Consider the following 20,547-nt stretch of genomic DNA (forward strand, 5'->3'; position numbering starts at 1 on the left):
CCCGAGGCCTCAGTGCCGGTGGGAGTACTCCTCCGGACGGCGCAGCATCACCGCCAGCATCGCCGGGAACATCAGGACGTGCCCCAGCATCATGACCGTCCCGCCGTCCATCAGGCCCGCCCACAGCGGCGGGAACAGGATCGCGAACGACGCGTACATCGCCGCGCACATCTCCGCGACCGGCCCCCAGCCGTGCCGCCGGTAGCGCATCCACACCGCCATCCCCGCGCTCATCGCCGTCGCCATCACCAGCGACCCCACGTCGTCGCGCGCCAGGACCTCCGGGCGGCCGAACAGGGTCAGGCCGCTCGACCACAGGCCGCCGAACACCAGCATGCCCGCGAACATCGACGCCACCATCTCCGCGTAGTGCAGCGCGAAGCGGCGGTTCAGCACGCGGCGGCGGGCCGGGGGAGTCGCGGCCTCGGGGGCCGGGCGGGAGGGGACCGTGTTCCACTGCTGTTCCGTCATGCCCCCAGGCTCTGCCAGAACGGGCGCGGCGACCAGGGCCGGGTGTCACCGCCCTTCGTGAGAATGTCACCGGCCGCCGTGATACTCGGACCATGGCGCCCCTTCCTCCCGCACGGCACCCTGCTGCGGGCCAGGGACCTGGCCGACGCGCGGTACGCCGAGCCGCTGACCGTCGCCGACCTCGCCCGCGCGGCGGGACTGTCGCGCGGGCACTTCAGCGAGCGCTTCCGCCTGGCGTTCGGCGTCACGCCACACGCCTACCTGCTGACCCGGCGGCTGGAACGCGCCGCCGCGCTGCTGCGCACCACCGACTGGACGGTCGCCGACGTCTGCTGCCGGGTCGGGCTGACCAGCGTCGGATCGTTCACCGGCAGCTTCGCCCGCATGTACGGCAGGACGCCGACCGCCTACCGGGCCGCCTTCCCGCCCGCCTCCGACCAGGCCCGGGTGCCCGCGTGCGTGCTGCGCTTCCACGGCCGCCCCCAACACCGGACGTTTCGAGAGGACGCCGCCCGGCCGTCTCCCTAGCTTGAGCGGTGAACCGACCCACCGGGAGGAAACGATGATCAGGTTCGCCCACGCCCAGCTCTGGGTGCACGACCAGGACGCCGCGCTGGAGTTCTACACCGGGAGGCTCGGCATGGAGGTCCGCGCCGACGTGACGATGCCGGAGATGGGCGGCTTCCGCTGGCTGGTCGTCGGGCCCGCCGGCCAGCCCGACGTCGGCATCGTGCTGATGGGCGTCCCCGGGCCGCCCATGCTGGACGACCGGAGCGCCGAGCAGCTCCGCGAGGTGATGGCCAAGGGGTACGGCGGGACCGTCTTCCTGACCACCGACGACTGCCACGCCTCCTACCGGGAGCTCAGCGCGCGCGGCGTGGAGTTCGTCGAGAAGCCCGAGGAGCGCCCCTACGGCATCGACTCCGGGTTCCGCGACCCCTCGGGCAACCACATCCGCCTGACCCAGGTGAGGTAGGCCGTCAGCCGGAGTCGCGGGTGTCGTCGTGGCGTTCGGCCTCGCGGACGCCCTCCTCGTCCGGCGGGAACGCGTCGGCGCGCCCGGAGTCCACGCCCGGCACGCCGGTGCCGCTGACGTCCTCGCCGCCGCGCTCCCCGGGGACGGTCCGCCCCCGCGCGTCCCCGCCCCGCGTCACCGGGGCGAACTCCTTGTCGTGGGTCTCCGCGGGCTCATGGCCCGGCTGCTCGCGATCACTCATACCGCCTGGCATACCCGCACGGCGCGGCTCAACCGGCCGCGCGGGCGCGGGCCGGGACGCACGCCTCGTCGTAGCGGCGCAGCACCAGCTCCGCGATCTCCGGGGCCGCGCCCAGCACCGGCGACACCGCTTGCGCCCCGGCCGCCAGGGTCTCGCGCCGCACCTTGTCGGCGAAGTGGCCGGGCGCGAGGAAGTAGGAGGCGACCGCCACGCGCGGCGCGCCCGCGTCCAGCAGCGCGGCGACGGCCTCGGCGGGCGCGGGGCGCGCCGCCGACGCGTACGCCGGGACGACCCCGCGCCAGCCCCGCGACCGCCACCGCCGCGCCATCGCCCCGATCGTCGCGTTGGCGGCCGGGTCGCTGGAGCCCGCCGACACCAGCACCACGGCGGTGCCCGGGTCGCCGGGCGCCACGCCCGCCTCGGCGAGGCGGCGTTCCAGGGCGGCCGTCAGCAGCGGGTGCGGGCCCAGCGTCGCGGCCGTGTGCAGCGCCAGGCGGGGATGGCGGCGGCGCACCTGCGCCAGCGCGCCCGGGATGTCGGTCTTGCTGTGGTAGGCGGCCGTCAGCAGCAGCGGCAGCACCACCGCCCGGTCCGCGCCCTGCGACGCCAGGGCGTCCAGGACGCGGTCCGGCGCCGGCGGGGCGTGGTCCAGGAACGAGGCGTGGACCGGCACGTCGGGGCGGCGGGCCCGGACGGCGTCCAGCAGTTCGGCGACGGTGGCGGCGGCGCGCGGGTCCCTGCTCCCGTGCGCCACCGCCACCATCGGCGGGGTCGGGACGGTCACAGGTGGATTCCGCATTCGGTCTTGCCCGTCCCCGACCACCGGCCGCTGCGCGGGTCCTCGCCGGGCGCGACCGGGCGGGTGCACGGGGCGCAGCCGATCGAGGGGTAGCCCTCGTAGTGCAGGGGGTTCACCAGGACGCCGTTGTCGGCCATGTAGTTGTCCATGTCCTGCTGGGTCCAGTCCAGGATCGGGTTGACCTTGACCATGCCGCGCCGCCGGTCCCACTCGACGACCCGGCGGCCGCGGCGGCTGGCGGTCTCGTCCCGCCGGATCCCGCTGAACCAGGCCATGTAGCCCTCCAGCGCCCGGCCCAGCGGCTCCACCTTGCGCAGGTGGCAGCACAGGTCGGGGTTGCGCCCGTACAGGCGCGGGCCGAGCGCGGCCTCCTGCTCGGCGACGGTCCGCGACGGCGTCACGTTGATGACGTTGACGGGGTACACGGCCTCGACCGCGTCGCGGGTGCCGATCGTCTCGGCGAAGTGGTAGCCGGTGTCGACGAACAGCACGTCGATGCCGGGCTTCACCTTCGACACCAGGTGGATCAGCGCGGCGTCCGACATCGAGGAGGTCAGGCAGATCCGGTCGCCGAACGTCGCCGCCGCCCACCGGATCACCTCCAGCGCGGGCGCGCCCTCCAGGGCGATCGCGGCGGACTCGACGATGTCTTCGAGGTCGAGGGTCGGTCTGTCGGTCTCCAGCAGGGTCACCGGGGGTTCTCCTTCGTCGGCTGGGGGGCTCCAACCCCGAGGAACTTCAGGCGGAAGGAGCGGACGCAGTCCTGGCAGAACCAGGCGCCCTCCTCCTCGCGGGGGACCAGGCGCTCCTCTCCGCAGTACGGGCAGTAGAACGGCGCGGCACGTTCGCTCATTCCAAGATCCTTCTGTCCGCCCGGGGCTACTTCAGGTCGGTGTCGTCGGCGCGCTGGACCCACTGGGCGAACGTCTCGCCCTCCTGGCGCTGGGCGTCGTAGCGGCGCACGACCCGCTCGACGTAGTCGGTCAGCCCGGCCGAGGTGGTCTTCAGGCCGCGGACCTTCTTGCCGAACGAGGCGCCGACCTGCCCGCCCAGGTGGATCTGGAAGCCCTCCACCTGCGTGCCGTCCTCGTCGACGACGAGCTGGCCCTTCAGGCCGATGTCGGCGACCTGGATGCGGGCGCAGGCGTTGGGGCAGCCGTTGACGTTGATCGTCAGGGGCTGGTCGAAGTCGGGCAGCCGCTTCTCCAGCTCGTCGATCAGGTCCGAGGCGCGCTGCTTGGTCTCGACGATCGCCAGCTTGCAGTACTCGATGCCGGTGCAGGCCATCGTCTGGCGGCGGAACGTGGAGGGCCGCACCTGGAGGTCGTGCTCGGCCAGCGCGGCGGCGAGGGCCTCGGTGTTCTCCCCGGGCACGTCGAGGATCACGAGCTTCTGCTCGGCGGTGGTGCGGATGCGGCCCGAGCCGTACCGTTCGGCCAGGTCGGCGATCGTGCCGAGCAGCTCGCCGTTGACGCGGCCCACGCGGGGGGCGAACCCGACGTAGAAGCGGCCGTCCTTCTGCGGGTGGATCCCCACGTGGTCGCGGCGGGGCAGCGGCGGCGCCGGGTCGGGGCCGTCGGGCAGCGCGTAGCCCAGGTACTCCTTCTCCAGCACCTCCCGGAACTTCGCCGCGCCCCAGTCGGCGACCAGGAACTTGATCCGGGCGCGGTGCCGCAGCCGCCGGTACCCGTAGTCCCGGAAGATCGAGAGGATGCCCTTCCAGACCTCGTGCGCCTGCTCGGGCTTGACGAACACCCCGAGGCTCTGGGCGAACATCGGGTTGGTGGACAGCCCGCCGCCGACGAACGCCTGGTAGCCGACCTCGCCCGCGTCGTTGACCACGCCGACGAACGCCACGTCGTTGATCTCGTGGACGGTGCAGTGCGCGGTGCACCCGGAGAACGCGGACTTGAACTTGCGCGGCAGGTTGGAGAACTCCGGCGACCCGATGTACCGGTCGTGGACCTCGCGGATCTGCGGGGTCGCGTCGAGCACCTCGTCGGCGGCGATCCCGGCCAGCGGACAGCCGATGATCACGCGCGGGGTGTCGCCGCACGCCTCCATCGTCGACAGGCCGACCGACTCCAGGGCCTCCCAGATCGCCGGGACGTCCTCGATCCGGATCCAGTGGTACTGGATGTTCTGCCGGTCGGTCACGTCGGCGGTGCCGCGCGCGTACCGGGTGGAGATGTCGGCGATCACCCGGGTCTGCTCGGCGGAGAGCTGGCCGCCGTCGATGCGGACCCGCAGCATGAAGTAGCGGTCGTCGAGCTCCTCGTCGGGCAGCGAACCGGTCTTGCCGCCGTCGATGCCGGGCTTGCGCTGGGTGTAGAGCCCGTACCAGCGGAACCGGCCGCGCAGGTCGGCCGGGTCGATCGAGTCGAAACCCGCCTTGGAGTAGATCCCGATGATCCGGTCGCGGACGTTGAGCCCGTCGTCGTTCTTCTTGTTCTCCTCGTTCTTGTTCAGGGGCTCGCGGTAACCGAGGGCCCACTGGCCCTCGCCGCGCTTGCGCCTGGCGGCGGCTGGTCTGGTGGCAGGTGGCACGGCGCGTCCTCATCAGTTCGTCATGGGGACGCGTAACGCACCGGCGGTCGCGGACGGCCGGCTCGACGCTGAGCAGGAGTGTGTCGGTGGTGACGCCGATGCGCCACGCGCCCTGGGGGTGGGGCGTGGTCAGGGCGTCACAGACAGATCGCGCTGCGTACGCGGAGGAAGTCGACGTGCCGGCGCATCACCAGCAACGGATCCTCCACAGCAGTCATGCCTGCACTCTGACATGCGATTCCGTGGGCTGTCCAGTTGCGTCCGGCATGCGGACGGGTGAGATGGCTCATCCCCGGCTCACCCCTGGCGCTTCCAGTTGACCCCCGGCTCGGGCTCCCCGCCGTCGCGGGGCCCCGGCGCGGCGGGCGTCCGGCGGTCCTCCGGGACGGCGGAGCCGGACAGGTGCTGGCAGTCGCACCAGGAGCCGCCACGGGTGCGAGCAGGGCACTCCTCGTGGCGGCGGGCCCGGCAGGACGCGCAGATCATGCCTTCATTGTCACCGATCGCCGGAGGTTCATGCCGCCCCGAGGAAACGATCATGGTCCGTCCGGCGGTCCGGCCCGTCCCATCCGGTGAGGGCCGTGATGTGAGGAACGCGACAAGGGTGACGGATCGTGCGTGAATCGGAGGGCCGACGCGCGGAACGCGACGGAGAAATGGGCGATCGGACATGTTCCGGGCGGGTAACGCTCTACCGTGGTGCGCGATGACGACCGTTTCCGGCGCCGACGGCATGGCGGACGCCCCGGCCGGTGACGCCCCGGGCGCGCCGGCGGCGGGGGAGGCGGGGTCCGACCGGCGCGGCCGGGGACGGCCCGTCCGCCCGGTGCGCCACCGCGCCCTCCGGTACCCGGCGCGGCTGGGCGCGGTCCTGCGGCGCGCCCTGGCCGTCCTGTGGGAGCTGGCCCGGGAGACGGCGGTGTCGGGGTTCCGGCACCGCGTCACCGGGCTGGCGGCCGAGGCGGCGTTCTTCGCGCTGCTGTCGCTGCCGCCGCTGGTGCTGGGGCTGGTCGCCACCATGGGCTACCTGCGCGGCGTGCTCGGGGCCGACACCGTCACCGAGATCCGCACCTGGGTGGTGGCGCAGGCGCAGACCGTGCTGACCGCGCCGGCCGTGGACTCGGTCGTCGTCCCGCTGATCGACGAGGTGATCAAGGGCGGGCGGCCCGACATCGTGTCGGCCGGGTTCCTGCTGTCGCTGTGGGCCGGGTCGCGCGCCACCAACGTCTACGTCGACACCATCACCATCTCCTACGGCCTGTCGGGCGTGCGCGGCGTGGTCCGCACCCGGCTGCGCGCGTTCTTCCTCTACCTGCTGGGGCTGGTCATGACGGTGGTGGTGCTGCCGCCGCTGGTGGCCGGGCCCGCGCTGGTGCACCGGGTGCTGCCGGAGGGCGCCGGGCTGGTGCGGATGCTCTACTGGCCGGTGCTGGTCACCCTGGCGGTGGTGTTCCTGGCGCTGATGTACCACCTGAGCGTCCCGGTGCGGACGGCCTGGTGGCGCGAGCTGCCGGGGGCGGTCGTGGCGCTGCTGATCTGGATCGGCGGCAGCGTCGCGCTGCGGGTGTACCTGACCGGCTCGCTGAGCGGGGTGTCGGTGTACGGGTCGCTGTCGGCCCCGATCGCCGTGCTGGCCTGGCTGTACGTGGCGGCGCTGGCGGTGCTGATCGGCGCGGCGCTGAACGCCGAGATCGACCGTCGCTGGCCGAGCGCCGGGACCGCCCGCGCCCGCGCCGTGCGCGCCGCCGAACCGGAACCGCGCCCCCGCGCCGACGGGTAAAAACAAACCCCCGAATCGGCAGAAAAACGCTAAACATGTCGTAATCTCGCCTGCTATGACCCCTGGCGAGGAGACCGGCCGGCTGCGCACCGTGACCGGAACGATCCCGATGTCCGCGATCACCGGTGCGGTGCTGCCGCACGAGCACCTGGGGCTCGACCTGCGCTGGCCCGCCCACCCCCGGCTGCTGGACTCCGACCCCCGCCGCTGGCTGGACGAGGAGAAGCCCGTCACCGCCGAGCTGGCGGCGCTGCGCGCCGACCACGACCTCGGCCTGGTCGTCGACCTCACCTGCTCGGGCATGGGCCGCAACGCCGCCGCGCTGGCGCGGATGTCGGCCGGGGCGCGGGTCGCGGTGGTCGCCGGGACCGGGATGTTCGCCGGGCCGTTCCACCCCTCCTCGGTCGGCGACGCCTCCGTCGAGCAGATCGCCGAGCGGCTGCTCGCCGAGATCGGCTTCGGCATGGACGGCACCAGCTCGCTGCCCGGGGTGATCGGCGAGGTCGGCACCCTGGAGGCGGCCCCCGGCGAGGCCGAGGAGCGCTGCCTGCGCGGCGCCGCCCAGGCCGCCCGCTACTCGGGGCTGTCGGTGGCCACGCACGGCCGCTGCGGGCTGGCCCTGCTGGAGATCCTCACCGGCGCGGGGCTGGACCCCGCCCGGATCGCGGTCGGCCAGCAGGACCGGGTCGACGACCCGGCCGCCCACCGCAAGATCGCCGAGTCGGGCGCGTACGTGTCGTTCGGCGCGGTCGGCCTGGCCGGGGACGACCCCGCCGCGCTGGAGACCCTGGTCCGCAACGTCATGGAGCTGCTGGACGCCGGGCACGCCGACCGGGTCCTGCTCAGCACCGGCGTCGCGCGGATGGCGCGGCTGCGGCGCTACGGCGGCGACGGCTACGGGTACCTGTTCGACCGCTTCCTGCCCGCCCTGCGCGCCGCCGGGGCCGACGAGGCCACCCTGACCGGCATCCTGCACGACAACCCTTTGCGCTGGTTGACGGCGGGTTCGCCCGCCTGATCGGGGCGAGATCGGGCCCAGACTGGGTAGGGCAGTCGTCGACCGGCCCCATCAGCCGGGGAGGCGACATGACCGGCGACAACACAGAGAGCACCCCCGGAACGACGCCCGGGACGGCCTCGGGGACCGTCCGGCTGCCCTACGCCGACCGCGCCGAGGCGGGGCGGGTGCTGGCCGGGTGGCTGGTGCCGCTGCGGCTGCGCGCGCCGGTGGTGCTGGCGCTGCCCAGGGGCGGCGTCCCCGTGGCGTACGAGATCGCCCGGCGGCTGGGGGAGCCCGGCCGCGCCGCCGCGCTGGACGTGCTGGTCACCCGCAAGATCGGCTATCCGCCGCAGCCGGAGCTGGGCGTGGGCGCGCTCGCCGAGGGCGGCGAGCCGGTGTTCGACGCGCAGCTGATGCGGCGGCTCGGCCTCACCCCGGACGACCTGGCCGAGGTCGTGGCCGCCGAACGCGCCGAGCTGGCCCGCCGCGTCGCGGTCTACCGGGGCGACCGCCCGCCGCCCGCGCCGGCCGGGCGCGACGTGGTCGTGGTGGACGACGGCCTGGCCACCGGCGGCACCGCCCGCGCGGCCCTGCGCGCGGTGCGCGAGCACCGGCCCTCCCGCACCGTGCTGGCCGTCCCGGTGGGCGCGCGGGACACCGTGCGGGCCATGGCGGGGGAGGCCGACGAGGTCGTGGTCCCGGCCGCCCCGGCGGCGTTCCGCGCGGTGGGGCAGTGGTACCGCGACTTCGGGCAGCTTTCGGACGCCGACGTGCTCGGCTGGCTGAAACGCGCCCACACCGGTGACTAGTCCTTTGGGAGGGGGCTGGAATGGCCCCTCCGGTTTTTTGGAATTAGCCCCCGCCTCGGGCTCGTCTACGGTATTCGCGAAGCCTGTCCGCGGCATTTCCCCGCGGGCACGCAAACGGCCCCGCAGAGCGGGGCCGTAACGTTTTCGGTGGCGTACCGGGGTAGGCGATGGGAGCCTTCGGGTGACGAACCCCTACAGGCGGGCCCGGTCGACTAGGCGGCGTTCGCGCGACGCATCCGGCGACGACGCTCGGAGGCGCGCTCGTCCTCGTTCAGACCGCCCCACGTACCGTACTTCTCGGGCCGGGAGACCGCGTAGTCAAGGCACTCGCTGCGCACGGGACAGCCCATGCAGATCTGCTTGGCCTTGCGCTCCCGGATCTCACGCTCGGGCTGACGCTCGCCGTCGGGGCCGAAGAAGAGCACGAGGTCTTCCCCCCGGCACGCCGCGGCGTCCTGCCAGCCCCACGAGGGACGAGGGAGGTTTGCCTGCCGACGTACCTGAGCCATGGAACACCCACCTTGGTTGGTTTTGCTGAGCAATTTTGCGGACGAGGACGCTCGGCGTGCTTAACGGGGACATGCGTCAGCCGCGCCGAAAGTTCCAACGTCTGGAGTTGCCGCTCTGTTCCCCGTCCGGTTCTCCGTAACTGGGGTCGTGCGGCGGACGCCCCGCGAATGGGGCCTCCAGGAGGTTACACGAGGGCTGCCTCGTTGAGAAGGGTGAGGTCCCTAACAAAGTAGGTCTCGGTCTTCTCTTGGCACTCGGAGCCACAACCGTGGGGTGCCGCATCGCGTTCCACGACGACCCGGTAACGACTTCCACGGGTGCTAACGACCGCTTGGTACGGAGATGTTCCCGTGACGGATTCCACGGTCACCTCGTCCACCCCGAGCGCCCCCGAGTACGCGCGCACGTGGTGCTCGGCGGCCTGTGCCGCCTCGGGCAGCCCGGCACGCCCGCGCAGCCGCTCCAGGGCCACCTCGCCCCGCAGGTAGGCCAGCGCGGCGGCCTCCGCCTCGGCGGGTCCGAGGTCGCCGTAGTAGAAGCCGTGCGGCAGCGCCACCAGGTTGGCGGCGTACCGGTCGCCGCCCACGTGGGTGGTCTCCCATACCATGCCGCCGAACCTCTCGGCCAGCCCGCGGGCCAGCGGCGCCCCGGTGCGGGCGCAGCAGGCGTTGCGTCGCCCGTGCGTGCAGACCAGCAGCACCGGCTCGGTGGCCGGGACGCCGCCGGGCAGCACGCCGCGGCGTCCGGCCGCGAGCGCGGCCAGGTCGACGGCGGCCAGCTCGGAGAGGTCGGTGAACTCGCGTCCCTCCATCCAGACGTCGTGGCCGTGGGAGTAGCCCGCGTACACCTGCACGGGCGGCACGGCGCGACGCCGTCCGGTGCGCCGGATGAGCTGCGGGCGCACGCCCGCCGCCTGCGCGGCCCGGACGAGTTCGGCGATCGGGGCGGGCCCGGTGAGCCGCTCGACGCGCTCCGGCCAGGGGCCGGGGTGCTCGACCAGCAGCCAGGATCGGGCCTTGGTGGTGGCACTGGCCAGGCACGGCCGCTCGCCCGAGTGGCTCCCCGGGCAGTGGTCGCAACTGCTCACCCGTGCCAACGATCCTCCCCCGTCGCTCGATAGAGAATTAGGTCAGGCTAACCTAATGCACTTCGGTGCCGTGTCGGGTGGTGACACACCTCATACCCCCCCTCTTGATCTTCCGCACGCTGACCTGAGGACCTGATCGGTTCCCGAGGACAAAACACCCAAACTCATCGGTGGGCGGGAGCGGCGGCGATCGCTTCGGCGGTGGCGAGGGCGGCGGCGCGGTCGGCCGCCACCAGGCCGATCCGGGTGCGGCGGTCCAGCAGGTCGGCGGCGTCCAGCGCGCCCTCGTGGCGGACGGCCCAGGCCAGCTCGGCCCGCAGGACGGGCAGGCCCGGCGCCACCGGCTCCAGCAGGGACGGGTCCCGCTCGGCCAGCGCCGCCAGCAGCGGGGCCTCGGCGCCGTACCGCCGCACCAGGCGGGCCGGGGCGTCCAGCGCGCCGAGGGCGGCGTGCGGGGCCGCGCCCACCAGCGGGATCCGGGCGGTGCGGCACGGGCCCGCGCTCAGCGAGCGCTCCGCCACCACCCGGTCCACCGCGTCCTGCGCCATCCGCCGGTAGGTGGTCAGCTTGCCGCCGACGATCGTGACCACGCCGTTCGGCGCGGTCAGCACCGCGTGGCGGCGGGAGATGTCGGCGGTGCTGCCGCGGGCGTCGTCCAGCAGCGGGCGCAGCCCCGCGAACGCGCCGACCACGTCGGAGCGGCGGACCGGCGCGTCCAGCGCCGAGCCCAGGACGTCCAGCAGGAACCCGATCTCGGCGGGCGTCGGCACCGGGACGTCGGGGATCGGCCCGTCGGCGGGCTCGTCGGTCAGGCCGATGTAGACGCGCCCGTCGCCCTGCGGCACCACCAGCAGGAAACGGCTGGTCGAGCCGGGGACCGGCACGTGCATCCCGGTGGTGAGGCCGCGCAGCGTCTCGGCGCGCACCACCAGGTGGGTGCCGCGCGAGGGCCGCAGCGTCACCCCGTCCACCAGGCCGCCCGCCCAGACGCCGGCGGCGTTGACCACGGCGCGGGCGCGGACGGCGAACTCCCGGCCGGTCAGCTCGTCGCGGACCTGGGCGCCGTCGCCGTCCAGGGTCAGCGCCCGGACGCGGGTGAGGATCCGCGCGCCGTGCGCGGCGGCGGTGCGGGCGACCGCGGTGACCAGGCGGGCGTCGTCGGCGAGCTGCCCGTCCCAGGACAGCAGCCCGCCGCGCAGGCCGTGCGGGCGCAGCGCCGGGGCCGCCCGCAGGGTCTCCACCGCCGACAGGCGGCGCGGGCCGGGCAGCAGCGCCCGCGGCGTGCGGGCCGCGGCCCGCAGCGCGTCGCCCGCCCGCAGCCCCGCGAACGTCAGCGCCGCCTGCCCGCGCGACACCATCGGCGTCAGCGGCAGGACGAACGGCGTCGCGCGCACCAGGTGCGGGGCGGTGCGGGCCATGAGGACCCCGCGTTCGACGGCGCTCTCGTGGGCGACGTCCACCTGCCCGGACGCCAGGTAGCGCAGCCCGCCGTGGATCAGCTTGGAGCTCCAGCGGGAGGTGCCGAACGCCAGGTCGTGCGCGTCGATCGCGGCCACCGACAGCCCCCGCGCGGCGGCGTCCAGCGCGACCCCCGCGCCGGTGGCGCCCAGCCCGACCACCAGCACGTCCACCACCTCGTCGGGAAGGGCGTCCAGCTCGCGGGCGCGGCGCTCGGCGTTCAGCGAGGAACGGGCGGGCGAGATCATGGGGCGAGGGTCCTCTCCAGGGTGTGGCGGAGTTCGGCGTCGAACGCGTCGGGGGACAGCCCGGGGTCGGCGGGCTCGGTCATCGTCGGGACCGACAGCGCGAACGACTGGATGACCAGCAGCACCGCGCGGGCCTGCCGCACCGGGTGGTCGGGGCGGACCGAGCCGTCGGCGTGCCCGGCGCGCACCGCCGCCTCCAGGATCGCCAGGAACGCCTCCTGGCTCGCGCCGCGCCGGTCCAGCACGTAGGGGAGCAGCAGCTCGGGGTCCACCTCGACGATCTTGCGCAGCAGCGGGTGGTCGCGGAAGGCCCGCACCCCGGCGACCAGGCCCTCCACCAGGCGTTCCCGGGTGGGGCGGCCGTCGTCGGGCGGCTGCGCGGCGGTCGCCAGCGCCGTCCACTCCCGGGTCATCAGATCGCCGACGATCGTGCGCACGTCCGGCCAGCGCCGGTACAGCGTCATCCGGGACACGCCCGCGCGGCGGGCGATGTCGGTCAGCGTGGTCCGGCGCACCCCGACGGCCAGCACGCAGTCGCGGGCGGCGTCCAGCACGCTGTCGTCATCGGTCCTGTTGTGACGATTCGACGTCATATGTCACAGTGTAAGCCACACGTTCCGGGTGACGACAGAGGGAGACGGTGTGGAGACGCGGGACATGCTCTGGAGCGGCTGGGGAGATCCGGCCAAGGCGACCCCGCTGCCCGAGCCGGTGACCGGGCTGCTGCGCGACCTGCTGGGCGTCCGGCCCGCCGACGCGCGGCCCGCCGGGCTGCACGAGATCACCCTCGCCGACCCCCGGCTGTCCGAGGCCGACCTGGCCGCGCTGCGCGACGCGGTGGGGGACGCGGCGGGCGGGGAGCGCGTGCGCACCGACGCCGAGGCCCGCGTGCGGCACACCCGCGGCAAGTCCACCCCCGACCTGCTGCGCATCCGCGCGGGCGAGACCTCCGACGCCCCCGACGCCGTGGTGCTGCCCGGCTCGCACGAGGAGGTGCTGGCGGTCCTGGCGGTGTGCACCGAGCGGCGGATCGCCGTGGTCCCGTTCGGCGGCGGCACCTCGGTGGTCGGCGGCCTGGCCCCGCGGGGGGTCGCGGCGTTCGTCGCGCTGGACCTGCGCCGCCTGGACGCCCTGGTCGAGGTGGACGAGGTCTCCCGCACGGCCGTCCTCCAGCCGGGGCTGCGCGCCCCGCGGGCCGAGGCGCTGCTGAACGGGCGCGGCTACACCCTCGGCCACTTCCCGCAGTCGTTCGAGTGGGCCTCCATCGGCGGGTTCGCCGCCGCGCGCTCCAGCGGGCAGGCGTCGGCCGGGTACGGCCGCTTCGACGAGATGGTGGTGGGCCTCACCGTGGCCACCCCGCGCGGCACCCTGGACCTGGGCCGCGCGCCGCGGTCGGCCGCCGGGCCGGACCTGCGCCAGCTCGTGCTGGGGTCGGAGGGCGCGTTCGGCGTCATCACCTCCGTCCGCGTGCGGATCCACCCGGTGCCGGAGGAGTCGGCCTACGAGGGCTGGCGGTTCCCCTCGTTCGAGGCCGGCGCGGCGGCGCTGCGCCGGGTCGCCCAGGACGGGCCGCCGCCGGCGGTGCTGCGGCTGTCCGACGAGACCGAGACGATGATCGGCCTGGCCGACCCGGCGGCGGTCGGCGCGGGACTGTCGGCGGCCTCGGGCTGCCTGGCGGTCGTCGGCTTCGAGGGCGCCCGGGGCCGGATCGCCGAACGCCGGGAGAAGGTCCGCGCGGTCCTCGCCGACGCGGGCGGCGAGCCCCTCGGCGCCGGGCCGGGGGAGAAGTGGGAGCGCGGCCGCTTCAACGCCCCCTACCTGCGCGACGCGCTGCTGGACGTCGGCGCGTTCGCCGAGACCCTGGAGACCGCCGCGTTCTGGGCCGACGTCCCGGGGCTGTACGCGGCCGTCCGGGCGGCGCTCACCGACACCCTCGGCGCCGCCGGCACCCCGCCGCTGGTGATGTGCCATATTTCGCACGTGTACGCCACCGGGGCCTCCCTCTACTTCACGGTCGTGTCCGCCCAGGGCGAGGACCCGGTCGCGCACTGGGCGAAGGCCAAGCACGCCGCCAACGACGCGATCCTCGCGGCGGGCGGCACCATCAGCCACCACCACGGCGTCGGCACCGACCACCGCGACTGGTACGCCCGCGAGATCGGCCCGCTCGGCGTGGACGTGCTGCGCGCGGTCAAGAACGGCCTGGACCCGGCCGGGATCCTCAACCCCGGTGTGCTGATCACCCCCGCTTCCCCCGAGGAGTAGCCCGTGCGCACGTTCACGGCGGTCGTCAACCCCACCTCCGGCGGCTCCACCTCGGCCGCCACCCTGGTCCCGCTGGCCCGGCTGCTGCGCGAGGCCGGGGCCGAGGTCGTCGTGGAGTACAGCCGGGGCCTGGAGCACGCCAGGGCGCTGGCGCGCGGCGCGGCCGACGCCGGGCACGTCGTGCTGGGCGTCGGCGGCGACGGCATGGTCGGCTGCGTCGGCGGCGCGCTGGCGGGCACCGGCGCGGTGTTCGGCGTCGTGCCCGCCGGGCGCGGCAACGACTTCGCCCGCCAGCTCGGCGTCCCGCGCGACCCGGCCGCGCTCGCCGCGCTGCTGCTGGAGGGCGAGCCCCGCGCCGTGGACGCCATCGACGCCGACGGCACCCCCGTCCTCGGCAGCGTCTACGCGGGCGTGGACGCCGTCGCCAACGACAACGCCAACCGGACGCGGCTGCTGCGCGGCTCGGCCTCCTACTACGTGGGCGCGCTGCGCGCCGTGCTGTCCTGGAGGCCCGCCGACTACGTCGTGACCGTCGACGGGACCGGGTACCGGCGGCAGGGCTACACGGTCGTCGCCGCCAACTCCGGCTTCTACGGTTTCGGGCGGCACATCGCGCCCGGCGCGAGCGTGGACGACGGGCTGCTCGACGTCGTGATCGTGCGGCACGGGCCGAGGCCGCTGTTCTTCAGCGTCATGCGGGAGCTGTCGGACGGGTCGCACGTGCGCCGCCCGCAGGTGGAGGTGCTGCGCGGCCGGGAGGTCCGCATCGAGCTGGCCGACACCCCGGCGATGGCGGGCCGCGTCCTGCCCTACGGGGCCGACGGCGAGCTGCCCGGAACGCTGCCGGTGACCGCCCGCGTCATGCCGGGGGCGCTGCGGGTCCTCGCCCCCTAGGCGGGGGACCCGGAGGGGGCGTTACCGGACCCCGGCGTACCCGTCCGACTTTTGATCACTCCATTTGGGTTGGTTTACGAAGGCATTACAGGCAGGCCGATAGCGTCGTGTTTAGTCCCGATTGAGGGATCTACAGGGTCGTCTGTGGAGGCATCATGGGAAGGCGACAGCTCGCCGTTCTGGGGGGACTCATGATGACCGCAGGCACCCTTGCCGTGGTGGCGCCGGTGTCTACGGGGGTGGCGCCGGCGTCCACCACGCTCGTCGGGGGCGCCGCGGACGGTCCCCCGACCCGCGCGGTCGCGGCCGCCCGGTTCCGACCCGTTCCGGTGCGCAGCGTGACCTGAGATGACCAGCCACCGGGCCCGGACGCTCCAGAGCGGCCGGGCCCTCGTGCTGTCCGCCCCGCGCGCCGGGAACACGCCCCGCCACCAAGTCTGGTCCCGGGCCGCCCGCGGCCGTAGGGTAAGGCCCCGTGCGCACCCTGCTGAACGTCGTCTGGCTGGTCCTGTCCGGTCTCTGGCTGGCCATCGGCTACGGGATCGCCGGGATCGTCTGCTGCGTCCTGATCATCACGATCCCGTTCGGCATCGCCTCGTTCCGGATCGCGCTGTTCGCGCTCTGGCCGTTCGGCAACACCATCGCGCGCCGCCCGGACGCCGGGACGGGGTCGGCGGTCGGCAACGTGATCTGGTTCCTGGTGGCCGGGATCTGGCTGGCGATCGGCCACCTGCTCACCGGGCTCGCGCTGTGCGTGACGATCATCGGGATCCCGCTCGGGATCGCCAACTTCAAGCTCATCCCGGTGTCGCTGACACCGCTCGGCCGCGAGATCGTGCCGACCGGCGACCGGACGACGTTCGGTGTGCGCTGACCGGCGCCGTCCGGGCGCGGCCGCCCGCCCCCGGACGGAGCGTGAGCGTCCGGTACCGGTGCGAATTGTGGCGTAGATCTCGTTCCGGCATCGGCACCGCATCGACTGGATCTCCCCCCTCTCCACCCCAACCAAGCTTTTGGTCAAATGGCCTTCACCGGCCACTTCCGTGGGGCATCGTGGCCGCCGTTCACGGACAGAGACCATTCGGGGGTGTGATCATTTGCCGGAGGTGCATGTGACAACAAAGGCATCCGGACCCGGACCCGCAGGTGGCGGCGGCGACGACAACGGCGCGTATCTGCGGATCGAGCAGAGCGTGGAGTTCCAACGGCTCCGCGCGGCGTTCCGCCGCTTCGTCTTCCCCATGACGGTCGCGTTCCTCGTCTGGTACCTGCTGTACGTGGTGCTGTCGGCGTACGCGCGCGGGTTCATGGGCACCAAGGTGGTCGGCGAGGTCAACGTCGCCCTGGTGTTCGGTCTGCTGCAGTTCGTCTCGACGTTCGCCATCGCGGTGCTGTACGAGCGGTACGCCCGCCGGAAGCTGGAACCCCTGGCCGCGTCCGTCGACACCTCCGGTGTCGCCGCCCGCGCCGACCAGGCCGCCGTCGAGAACGGCCCGGAGACCACCCCCGAGAACGGTCCCGAGGACCAGGGCCCCAGGAAGGACGAGCGATGATCCGCCAGACGCTGGCCGCGCCGGTGCTGGCGGCGGCCGAGAACGAGCACCGCACGTTCTCCCTCGTGCTGTTCGCCCTCTTCGTGGCGGTCACCCTCTACATCACCGTGTGGGCGAGCCGGCAGACCCGCACCGCCGCCGACTACTACGCGGGCGGCCGGTCGTTCTCGGCCATGCAGAACGGCCTGGCGATCGGCGGTGACTACATGTCGGCCGCCTCGTTCCTCGGCATCGCGGGCATGTTCGCGCTGTCGGGCTACGACGGGTTCCTCTACTCGATCGGGTTCCTGGTCGCGTGGCTGGTGGCGCTGCTGCTGATCGCCGAGCTGCTGCGCAACTCCGGCCGGTTCACCATGGCCGACGTGCTGGCGTTCCGGATGCGGCAGCGCCCGGTCCGCGCGGCGGCCGGCATCTCGACCATCGTCGTGTCGATCTTCTACCTGCTGGCGCAGATGGTCGGCGCGGGCTCGCTGGTGACCCTGCTGCTCGGCTCGCAGAGCGAGGCCACCAAGATCTGGACCATCGTCATCGTCGGCGCCCTGATGATCTTCTATGTCACCGTCGGCGGCATGAAGGGCACCACCTGGGTCCAGATCGTCAAGGCCGTGCTGCTGATGACCGGCGCGTTCGTCATGACGGTCTGGGTGCTGTCCAAGTACGGCTTCAACCTGTCGAGCCTGCTGGGCGACGCCGCCGCCAAGAGCGGCAAGGGCGACGCGTTCCTGCAGCCGGGCCTGCGGTACGGCGCCACCGACATGTGGTCCAAGCTGGACCTGCTGTCGCTCGGCCTGGCGCTGGTGCTGGGCACCGCCGGCCTGCCGCACATCCTGATCCGCTTCTACACCGTGCCGAACTCGCGCGCCGCGCGCACCTCGGTGAACTGGGCGATCGGCATCATCGGCGCGTTCTACCTGATGACCCTGGTGATCGGGTTCGGCGCGGCGGCGCTGGTCGGCGGCAAGGCGATCGCCGCGCAGGACAAGGGCGGCAACACCGCGGCGCCACAGCTGGCCGAGACCCTCGGCGGCGGCGCGGGCTCCACCGGAGGCGCGGTGTTCCTGGCGATCATCGCGGCGGTGGCGTTCGCGACGATCCTGGCCGTGGTCGCCGGGCTCACCCTCGCCTCGTCCTCCTCGTTCTCCCACGACATCTTCGCCAACGTGCTGCGCCGCGGGAACGCCACCGAGCGCGACGAGGTGAAGATGGCGAAGATCGCCGCGCTGGTGATCGGCGCGGTGGCGATCGTGCTGTCGATCTTCGCGCGCGGGATGAACGTGGCGTTCCTGGTGGCCCTGGCCTTCGCGATCGCCGCCTCGGCGAACCTGCCGACGCTGCTGTTCTCGCTGTTCTGGAAGCGGTTCAACACCGTCGGCGCGGTCGCGGGCATCTACGGCGGCCTGATCTCGGCGCTCGGCGTGGTGCTGCTCAGCCCGATCTGCTGGGGCGGCAAGTCCTCCACCCTGCCCGCGGGCAACCCGACCGCGCTGTTCAGCGACACGGTCGTCGCGATGATCCCGTTGCAGAACCCCGGTCTGATCTCCATCCCGGTCGGGTTCCTGTGCGCCTACCTCGGCACGGTCCTGTCCAAGGAGAGGACCGACGACAAGTTCGCCGAGCTGGAGGTCCGGGCGCTCACCGGGACCGGCGCGCACTGACCGCGAACCCGTTTCGCGCGGGGGCGCGCCGAACGGCTTGACGCGCAGATCACCTCCGGGGAAGGGTGAGACCACCCCCTACCCCCCGGAGGTTTTCTGTGTCCGGAGACCGTTCCGCGTCCCCCGCCTCGGGCAACTCGCGGCAGTCGGAGGCGGGAGCGGGATGGAGCTGCCGGACGCCGGGGAGCTTCGAGGACCTGCTGCCCGAACGGGTGCCGGCGTTCTCCTGGCGCCGCCCGCTGGTGCTGTGGCGGTCGCGCAACGACGTGGTCGCGCACCTGTTCGGCGACCCCTCCAACGCCATCCGCCGCCGCTGCGTGGCGGCCCTCACCGAGCGCGGCACCCCCGCCGGGTTCACGATGCACCGGCAGGCGGCGGAGTTCTCGTTCCTGCTGACGGGCGACACCGGCGAGGGCGACCGGTCGCAGTACGCGGTGGTGCCGCCGCTGCTGAACGCCGGCGCCGACACCGACTTCATGGTGATCGCCAGCGACGTCATCTACCCGGCCGGCGACGCCGCCGACTACCCGGAGAAGTTCTTCCGGCCCTACCGCGACTACCCGGGGCCGATCTACGCGGTGCCCGGCAACCACGACTGGTACGACGGGCTGCGCGGCTTCCTGCACGTGTTCTGCGACCTGACGGCCGACTGCCTGCCCGACCGGTGGCAGGGGCCGCTGGGGCTGGTGCCGAGGCTGCTGTGGCGGCGGCCCGGCGCGGTCGACGAGGCCGAGCTGGCGCGGGCGCGGCGCGAGCACCGGGGCGCGCCCGCGCAGCGGGCGACGCAGCCCGGACCGTACTGGACGATCGACACCCCGTCGCTGCGGATCGTGGGCATCGACACCGGCATCACCGGGACCATCGACGCCGACCAGGGCCGCTGGCTGCGCGGGGTGTCGGCCGGGCCCAAGCCGAAACTGCTGATCACCGGCAAGCCGCTGCGGGTGGACGACCGGGTGAGGCCGTGCCCGATCGAGGGCGGCGGGACCGTCGACGAGATCGTGGCGGACCCGGCGCACCACTACGTCGCGGCGATCGGCGGCGACATCCACAACTACCAGCGCTACCCGGTCCGGGTCGGGGACCGCGTCATCCAGTACGTGGTCGCGGGCGGGGGCGGCGCCTTCATGCACGCCACCCACACGATCCCCAGGACGCGGCTGGTGGACGAGGACGCGTTCCGCTGCTACCCGCTGCGCGGGGACTCGCTGTCGCGCTACAGCAGGCTGTACGGGCGGGTGCTGCGGCTGCCGGGGCTGTTCGAGCTGACGCCGCGGGAGGCGACCGCCGCCGTCCGGCACCGCCTCGGGATCACCCCGGCGCGGTCCTACGGGGACGGGGAGGCCCCGCGGCCGTCGCGGCGGGCGCTGCTGGTCGCCGCCCTGCTGGGCGTGCCGCGCGCCGGGGGAGGGCGGCGCAGGCTGCGGCTGCCGGTGAAGCGGCTGCCGCAGCGGTTCCGGTCGGAGCTGGCCGACTGGGACCGGCCGCCGTTCTTCAAGAGCTTCCTGCGGATCGACGTCACCGGGGCCGAGCTGCGGATCCGCTGCTTCGCCGTCACCGGCTGCGGCGACCAGGAGACCGATCCGCCGTGCGAGGACGAGGTGACGATCCCCTTGCGGAGCCCGTCCGGCGACACCTGATCGGCCGTGAACCTGACAGTTGGGTAACAAGAAGGGGGATCGGCCGGTTTGGCGGATGTTCCTCCCGTAGATTCGTCCGCCATGAGTTACCCCCAGCAAGGCCAGGGACAGCCCTACCAGCAGCAGCACGCCCAGGCCGGACACGCCCAGGCCCCGCTGCCGCAGCACGCGCCCCAGCACGCTCCCCAGCCGGTCGGCGCCGGCTACCAGATGAAGCGCCGCAACCCCCTGGGCGCCTGGCTCGGCCTCCCGATGATCACGCTCGGGATCTACGGCCTGGTCTGGTTCTACAAGGTGCACGAGGAACTGCACGGCTACGACCGCCGCATCGGCAACTCCGCGGTCAACGCGCTGCTGTCGCTGCTGTTCGGGTTCATCACGCTCGGCATCTGGCCGCTGGTGATGTGGGTGAAGCTGGCCGGGCGGATCTCCCAGGCGCAGCGCGCCGCGGGCCTGCCGGGCAGCTGCAACGCCGCGCTCGGCTTCCTGCTGGGCATCTTCGGCTTCGGCGTCCTGTACTACCAGATCGAGCTGAACAAGGTCGTCGACCGCTACCAGGGCGCCCAGGCCGGCCAGCAGGTCCCGCTCGCCGCCTGACGCGTCCCCTTCCCACG

General features: G+C 73.6%; 23 protein-coding genes. 12 read left to right on the plus strand and 11 right to left on the minus strand.

Annotated elements, in window-relative coordinates; translation table 11 throughout:
- Nucleotides 1-9: 9 nt before the first annotated feature.
- Nucleotides 10-471, minus strand: coding sequence for a hypothetical protein (locus tag HNR61_RS19040; protein ID WP_246443013.1), 462 nt, complete (start codon nucleotides 469-471; stop codon nucleotides 10-12).
- A 78-nt stretch (nucleotides 472-549) separates the two neighbouring features.
- Here HNR61_RS19040 and HNR61_RS19045 point away from each other — a divergent pair, with 78 nt between their 5' ends.
- A complete protein-coding gene (locus HNR61_RS19045; protein WP_312897967.1) occupies nucleotides 550-999 on the plus strand; it encodes a helix-turn-helix domain-containing protein in 450 nt (149 codons plus the stop codon).
- Between the two features lie 34 nt (nucleotides 1,000-1,033).
- Nucleotides 1,034-1,447: a VOC family protein gene (locus HNR61_RS19050; protein WP_182844470.1), complete on the plus strand. Its 414-nt coding sequence runs from the start codon at nucleotides 1,034-1,036 to the stop codon at nucleotides 1,445-1,447.
- Nucleotides 1,448-1,451: 4 nt separating this feature from the next.
- On the opposite strand, the gene HNR61_RS19055 is transcribed toward HNR61_RS19050, so the two are convergent.
- The 6 genes from HNR61_RS19055 to HNR61_RS19080 all read right to left on the minus strand — a co-directional run bounded on the left by HNR61_RS19055 (nucleotide 1,452) and on the right by HNR61_RS19080 (nucleotide 5,520).
- Nucleotides 1,452-1,688, minus strand: a complete 237-nt coding sequence (locus HNR61_RS19055; protein WP_182844471.1) for a hypothetical protein — start codon at nucleotides 1,686-1,688, stop codon at nucleotides 1,452-1,454.
- A gap of 28 nt (nucleotides 1,689-1,716) precedes the next feature.
- Entirely contained in the window at nucleotides 1,717-2,487 is a 771-nt protein-coding gene (locus tag HNR61_RS19060; protein ID WP_182844472.1) for a sirohydrochlorin chelatase, read from the minus strand.
- Nucleotides 2,469-3,179, minus strand: coding sequence for a phosphoadenylyl-sulfate reductase (locus HNR61_RS19065; RefSeq protein WP_067832285.1), 711 nt, complete (start codon nucleotides 3,177-3,179; stop codon nucleotides 2,469-2,471). The genes HNR61_RS19060 and HNR61_RS19065 overlap by 19 nt, the downstream gene beginning before the upstream one ends.
- Complete coding sequence (locus HNR61_RS19070; protein ID WP_182844473.1) at nucleotides 3,176-3,340, minus strand: Insertion element protein; 165 nt, start codon at nucleotides 3,338-3,340, stop codon at nucleotides 3,176-3,178. The genes HNR61_RS19065 and HNR61_RS19070 overlap by 4 nt, the downstream gene beginning before the upstream one ends.
- A gap of 26 nt (nucleotides 3,341-3,366) precedes the next feature.
- Entirely contained in the window at nucleotides 3,367-5,034 is a 1,668-nt protein-coding gene (locus HNR61_RS19075; protein WP_182844474.1) for a nitrite/sulfite reductase, read from the minus strand.
- 297 nt (nucleotides 5,035-5,331) lie between these two features.
- Nucleotides 5,332-5,520, minus strand: coding sequence for a hypothetical protein (locus HNR61_RS19080; RefSeq protein ID WP_182844475.1), 189 nt, complete (start codon nucleotides 5,518-5,520; stop codon nucleotides 5,332-5,334).
- A gap of 220 nt (nucleotides 5,521-5,740) precedes the next feature.
- Between HNR61_RS19080 and HNR61_RS19085 the strand changes: the two genes are divergently transcribed.
- The 3 genes from HNR61_RS19085 (at nucleotide 5,741) to HNR61_RS19095 (ending at nucleotide 8,623) form a co-directional block, all read left to right on the plus strand.
- A complete protein-coding gene (locus HNR61_RS19085; RefSeq protein WP_182844476.1) occupies nucleotides 5,741-6,814 on the plus strand; it encodes a YihY/virulence factor BrkB family protein in 1,074 nt (357 codons plus the stop codon).
- 55 nt (nucleotides 6,815-6,869) lie between these two features.
- Nucleotides 6,870-7,832, plus strand: coding sequence for a phosphotriesterase family protein (locus HNR61_RS19090; protein WP_067832292.1), 963 nt, complete (start codon nucleotides 6,870-6,872; stop codon nucleotides 7,830-7,832).
- Nucleotides 7,833-7,900: 68 nt separating this feature from the next.
- The gene (locus tag HNR61_RS19095; RefSeq protein ID WP_182844477.1) at nucleotides 7,901-8,623 is read left to right on the plus strand and encodes a phosphoribosyltransferase; all 723 of its coding nucleotides are present in this window, start codon (nucleotides 7,901-7,903) and stop codon (nucleotides 8,621-8,623) included.
- Between the two features lie 212 nt (nucleotides 8,624-8,835).
- Here HNR61_RS19095 and HNR61_RS19100 read toward each other — a convergent pair whose 3' ends face one another.
- The 4 genes from HNR61_RS19100 to HNR61_RS19115 all read right to left on the minus strand — a co-directional run bounded on the left by HNR61_RS19100 (nucleotide 8,836) and on the right by HNR61_RS19115 (nucleotide 12,519).
- On the minus strand, nucleotides 8,836-9,132 hold the full coding sequence (locus HNR61_RS19100; protein ID WP_081640018.1) for a WhiB family transcriptional regulator: 297 nt from the start codon (nucleotides 9,130-9,132) through the stop codon (nucleotides 8,836-8,838).
- Nucleotides 9,133-9,317: 185 nt separating this feature from the next.
- Entirely contained in the window at nucleotides 9,318-10,220 is a 903-nt protein-coding gene (locus HNR61_RS19105; RefSeq protein ID WP_312897968.1) for a ferredoxin family protein, read from the minus strand.
- A gap of 164 nt (nucleotides 10,221-10,384) precedes the next feature.
- A complete protein-coding gene (locus HNR61_RS19110) occupies nucleotides 10,385-11,926 on the minus strand; it encodes a glycerol-3-phosphate dehydrogenase/oxidase (protein ID WP_182844479.1) in 1,542 nt (513 codons plus the stop codon).
- Nucleotides 11,923-12,519 carry a TetR/AcrR family transcriptional regulator gene (locus HNR61_RS19115; protein ID WP_182844480.1) on the minus strand — a complete coding sequence of 199 codons (597 nt, stop codon included), beginning with the start codon at nucleotides 12,517-12,519 and terminating at the stop codon, nucleotides 11,923-11,925. The genes HNR61_RS19110 and HNR61_RS19115 overlap by 4 nt, the downstream gene beginning before the upstream one ends.
- Before the next feature lie 64 nt (nucleotides 12,520-12,583).
- Here HNR61_RS19115 and HNR61_RS19120 point away from each other — a divergent pair, with 64 nt between their 5' ends.
- The 7 genes from HNR61_RS19120 to HNR61_RS19150 all read left to right on the plus strand — a co-directional run bounded on the left by HNR61_RS19120 (nucleotide 12,584) and on the right by HNR61_RS19150 (nucleotide 20,530).
- Entirely contained in the window at nucleotides 12,584-14,191 is a 1,608-nt protein-coding gene (locus tag HNR61_RS19120) for an FAD-binding oxidoreductase (protein ID WP_182844651.1), read from the plus strand.
- 3 nt (nucleotides 14,192-14,194) lie between these two features.
- Nucleotides 14,195-15,085 carry a diacylglycerol/lipid kinase family protein gene (locus HNR61_RS49955; protein WP_182844481.1) on the plus strand — a complete coding sequence of 297 codons (891 nt, stop codon included), beginning with the start codon at nucleotides 14,195-14,197 and terminating at the stop codon, nucleotides 15,083-15,085.
- Nucleotides 15,086-15,560: 475 nt separating this feature from the next.
- Nucleotides 15,561-15,959: a YccF domain-containing protein gene (locus tag HNR61_RS19130; protein ID WP_182844482.1), complete on the plus strand. Its 399-nt coding sequence runs from the start codon at nucleotides 15,561-15,563 to the stop codon at nucleotides 15,957-15,959.
- A 238-nt stretch (nucleotides 15,960-16,197) separates the two neighbouring features.
- Nucleotides 16,198-16,638, plus strand: a complete 441-nt coding sequence (locus tag HNR61_RS19135; protein ID WP_182844483.1) for a DUF485 domain-containing protein — start codon at nucleotides 16,198-16,200, stop codon at nucleotides 16,636-16,638.
- On the plus strand, nucleotides 16,635-18,293 hold the full coding sequence (locus HNR61_RS19140; protein WP_182844484.1) for a monocarboxylic acid transporter: 1,659 nt from the start codon (nucleotides 16,635-16,637) through the stop codon (nucleotides 18,291-18,293). The genes HNR61_RS19135 and HNR61_RS19140 overlap by 4 nt, the downstream gene beginning before the upstream one ends.
- Before the next feature lie 98 nt (nucleotides 18,294-18,391).
- Nucleotides 18,392-19,933 carry a metallophosphoesterase family protein gene (locus tag HNR61_RS19145; RefSeq protein WP_312897969.1) on the plus strand — a complete coding sequence of 514 codons (1,542 nt, stop codon included), beginning with the start codon at nucleotides 18,392-18,394 and terminating at the stop codon, nucleotides 19,931-19,933.
- Nucleotides 19,934-20,014: 81 nt separating this feature from the next.
- On the plus strand, nucleotides 20,015-20,530 hold the full coding sequence (locus tag HNR61_RS19150; protein WP_182844485.1) for a DUF4234 domain-containing protein: 516 nt from the start codon (nucleotides 20,015-20,017) through the stop codon (nucleotides 20,528-20,530).
- Nucleotides 20,531-20,547 lie beyond the last annotated feature (17 nt).

This window comes from Actinomadura kijaniata, from assembly GCF_014138665.1.
Classification (GTDB): Bacteria; Actinomycetota; Actinomycetes; order Streptosporangiales; family Streptosporangiaceae; genus Spirillospora; species Spirillospora kijaniata.

What these genes read in the sequence shown, in the direction of transcription:
- HNR61_RS19060 (WP_182844472.1), bottom strand. Translation starts at nt 2,487, where the DNA reads ATGCGGAATCCACCTGTGACCGTCCCGACCCCGCCGATGGTGGCGGTG.
- HNR61_RS19090 (WP_067832292.1), top strand. Translation starts at nt 6,870, where the DNA reads ATGACCCCTGGCGAGGAGACCGGCCGGCTGCGCACCGTGACCGGAACG.
- HNR61_RS19055 (WP_182844471.1), bottom strand. Translation starts at nt 1,688, where the DNA reads ATGAGTGATCGCGAGCAGCCGGGCCATGAGCCCGCGGAGACCCACGAC.
- HNR61_RS19100 (WP_081640018.1), bottom strand. Translation starts at nt 9,132, where the DNA reads ATGGCTCAGGTACGTCGGCAGGCAAACCTCCCTCGTCCCTCGTGGGGC.
- HNR61_RS19115 (WP_182844480.1), bottom strand. Translation starts at nt 12,519, where the DNA reads ATGACGTCGAATCGTCACAACAGGACCGATGACGACAGCGTGCTGGAC.
- HNR61_RS19085 (WP_182844476.1), top strand. Translation starts at nt 5,741, where the DNA reads ATGACGACCGTTTCCGGCGCCGACGGCATGGCGGACGCCCCGGCCGGT.
- HNR61_RS19070 (WP_182844473.1), bottom strand. Translation starts at nt 3,340, where the DNA reads ATGAGCGAACGTGCCGCGCCGTTCTACTGCCCGTACTGCGGAGAGGAG.
- HNR61_RS19150 (WP_182844485.1), top strand. Translation starts at nt 20,015, where the DNA reads ATGAGTTACCCCCAGCAAGGCCAGGGACAGCCCTACCAGCAGCAGCAC.
- HNR61_RS19120 (WP_182844651.1), top strand. Translation starts at nt 12,584, where the DNA reads ATGCTCTGGAGCGGCTGGGGAGATCCGGCCAAGGCGACCCCGCTGCCC.
- HNR61_RS19080 (WP_182844475.1), bottom strand. Translation starts at nt 5,520, where the DNA reads ATGATCTGCGCGTCCTGCCGGGCCCGCCGCCACGAGGAGTGCCCTGCT.
- HNR61_RS19050 (WP_182844470.1), top strand. Translation starts at nt 1,034, where the DNA reads ATGATCAGGTTCGCCCACGCCCAGCTCTGGGTGCACGACCAGGACGCC.
- HNR61_RS19140 (WP_182844484.1), top strand. Translation starts at nt 16,635, where the DNA reads ATGATCCGCCAGACGCTGGCCGCGCCGGTGCTGGCGGCGGCCGAGAAC.
- HNR61_RS19095 (WP_182844477.1), top strand. Translation starts at nt 7,901, where the DNA reads ATGACCGGCGACAACACAGAGAGCACCCCCGGAACGACGCCCGGGACG.
- HNR61_RS19110 (WP_182844479.1), bottom strand. Translation starts at nt 11,926, where the DNA reads ATGATCTCGCCCGCCCGTTCCTCGCTGAACGCCGAGCGCCGCGCCCGC.
- HNR61_RS19040 (WP_246443013.1), bottom strand. Translation starts at nt 471, where the DNA reads ATGACGGAACAGCAGTGGAACACGGTCCCCTCCCGCCCGGCCCCCGAG.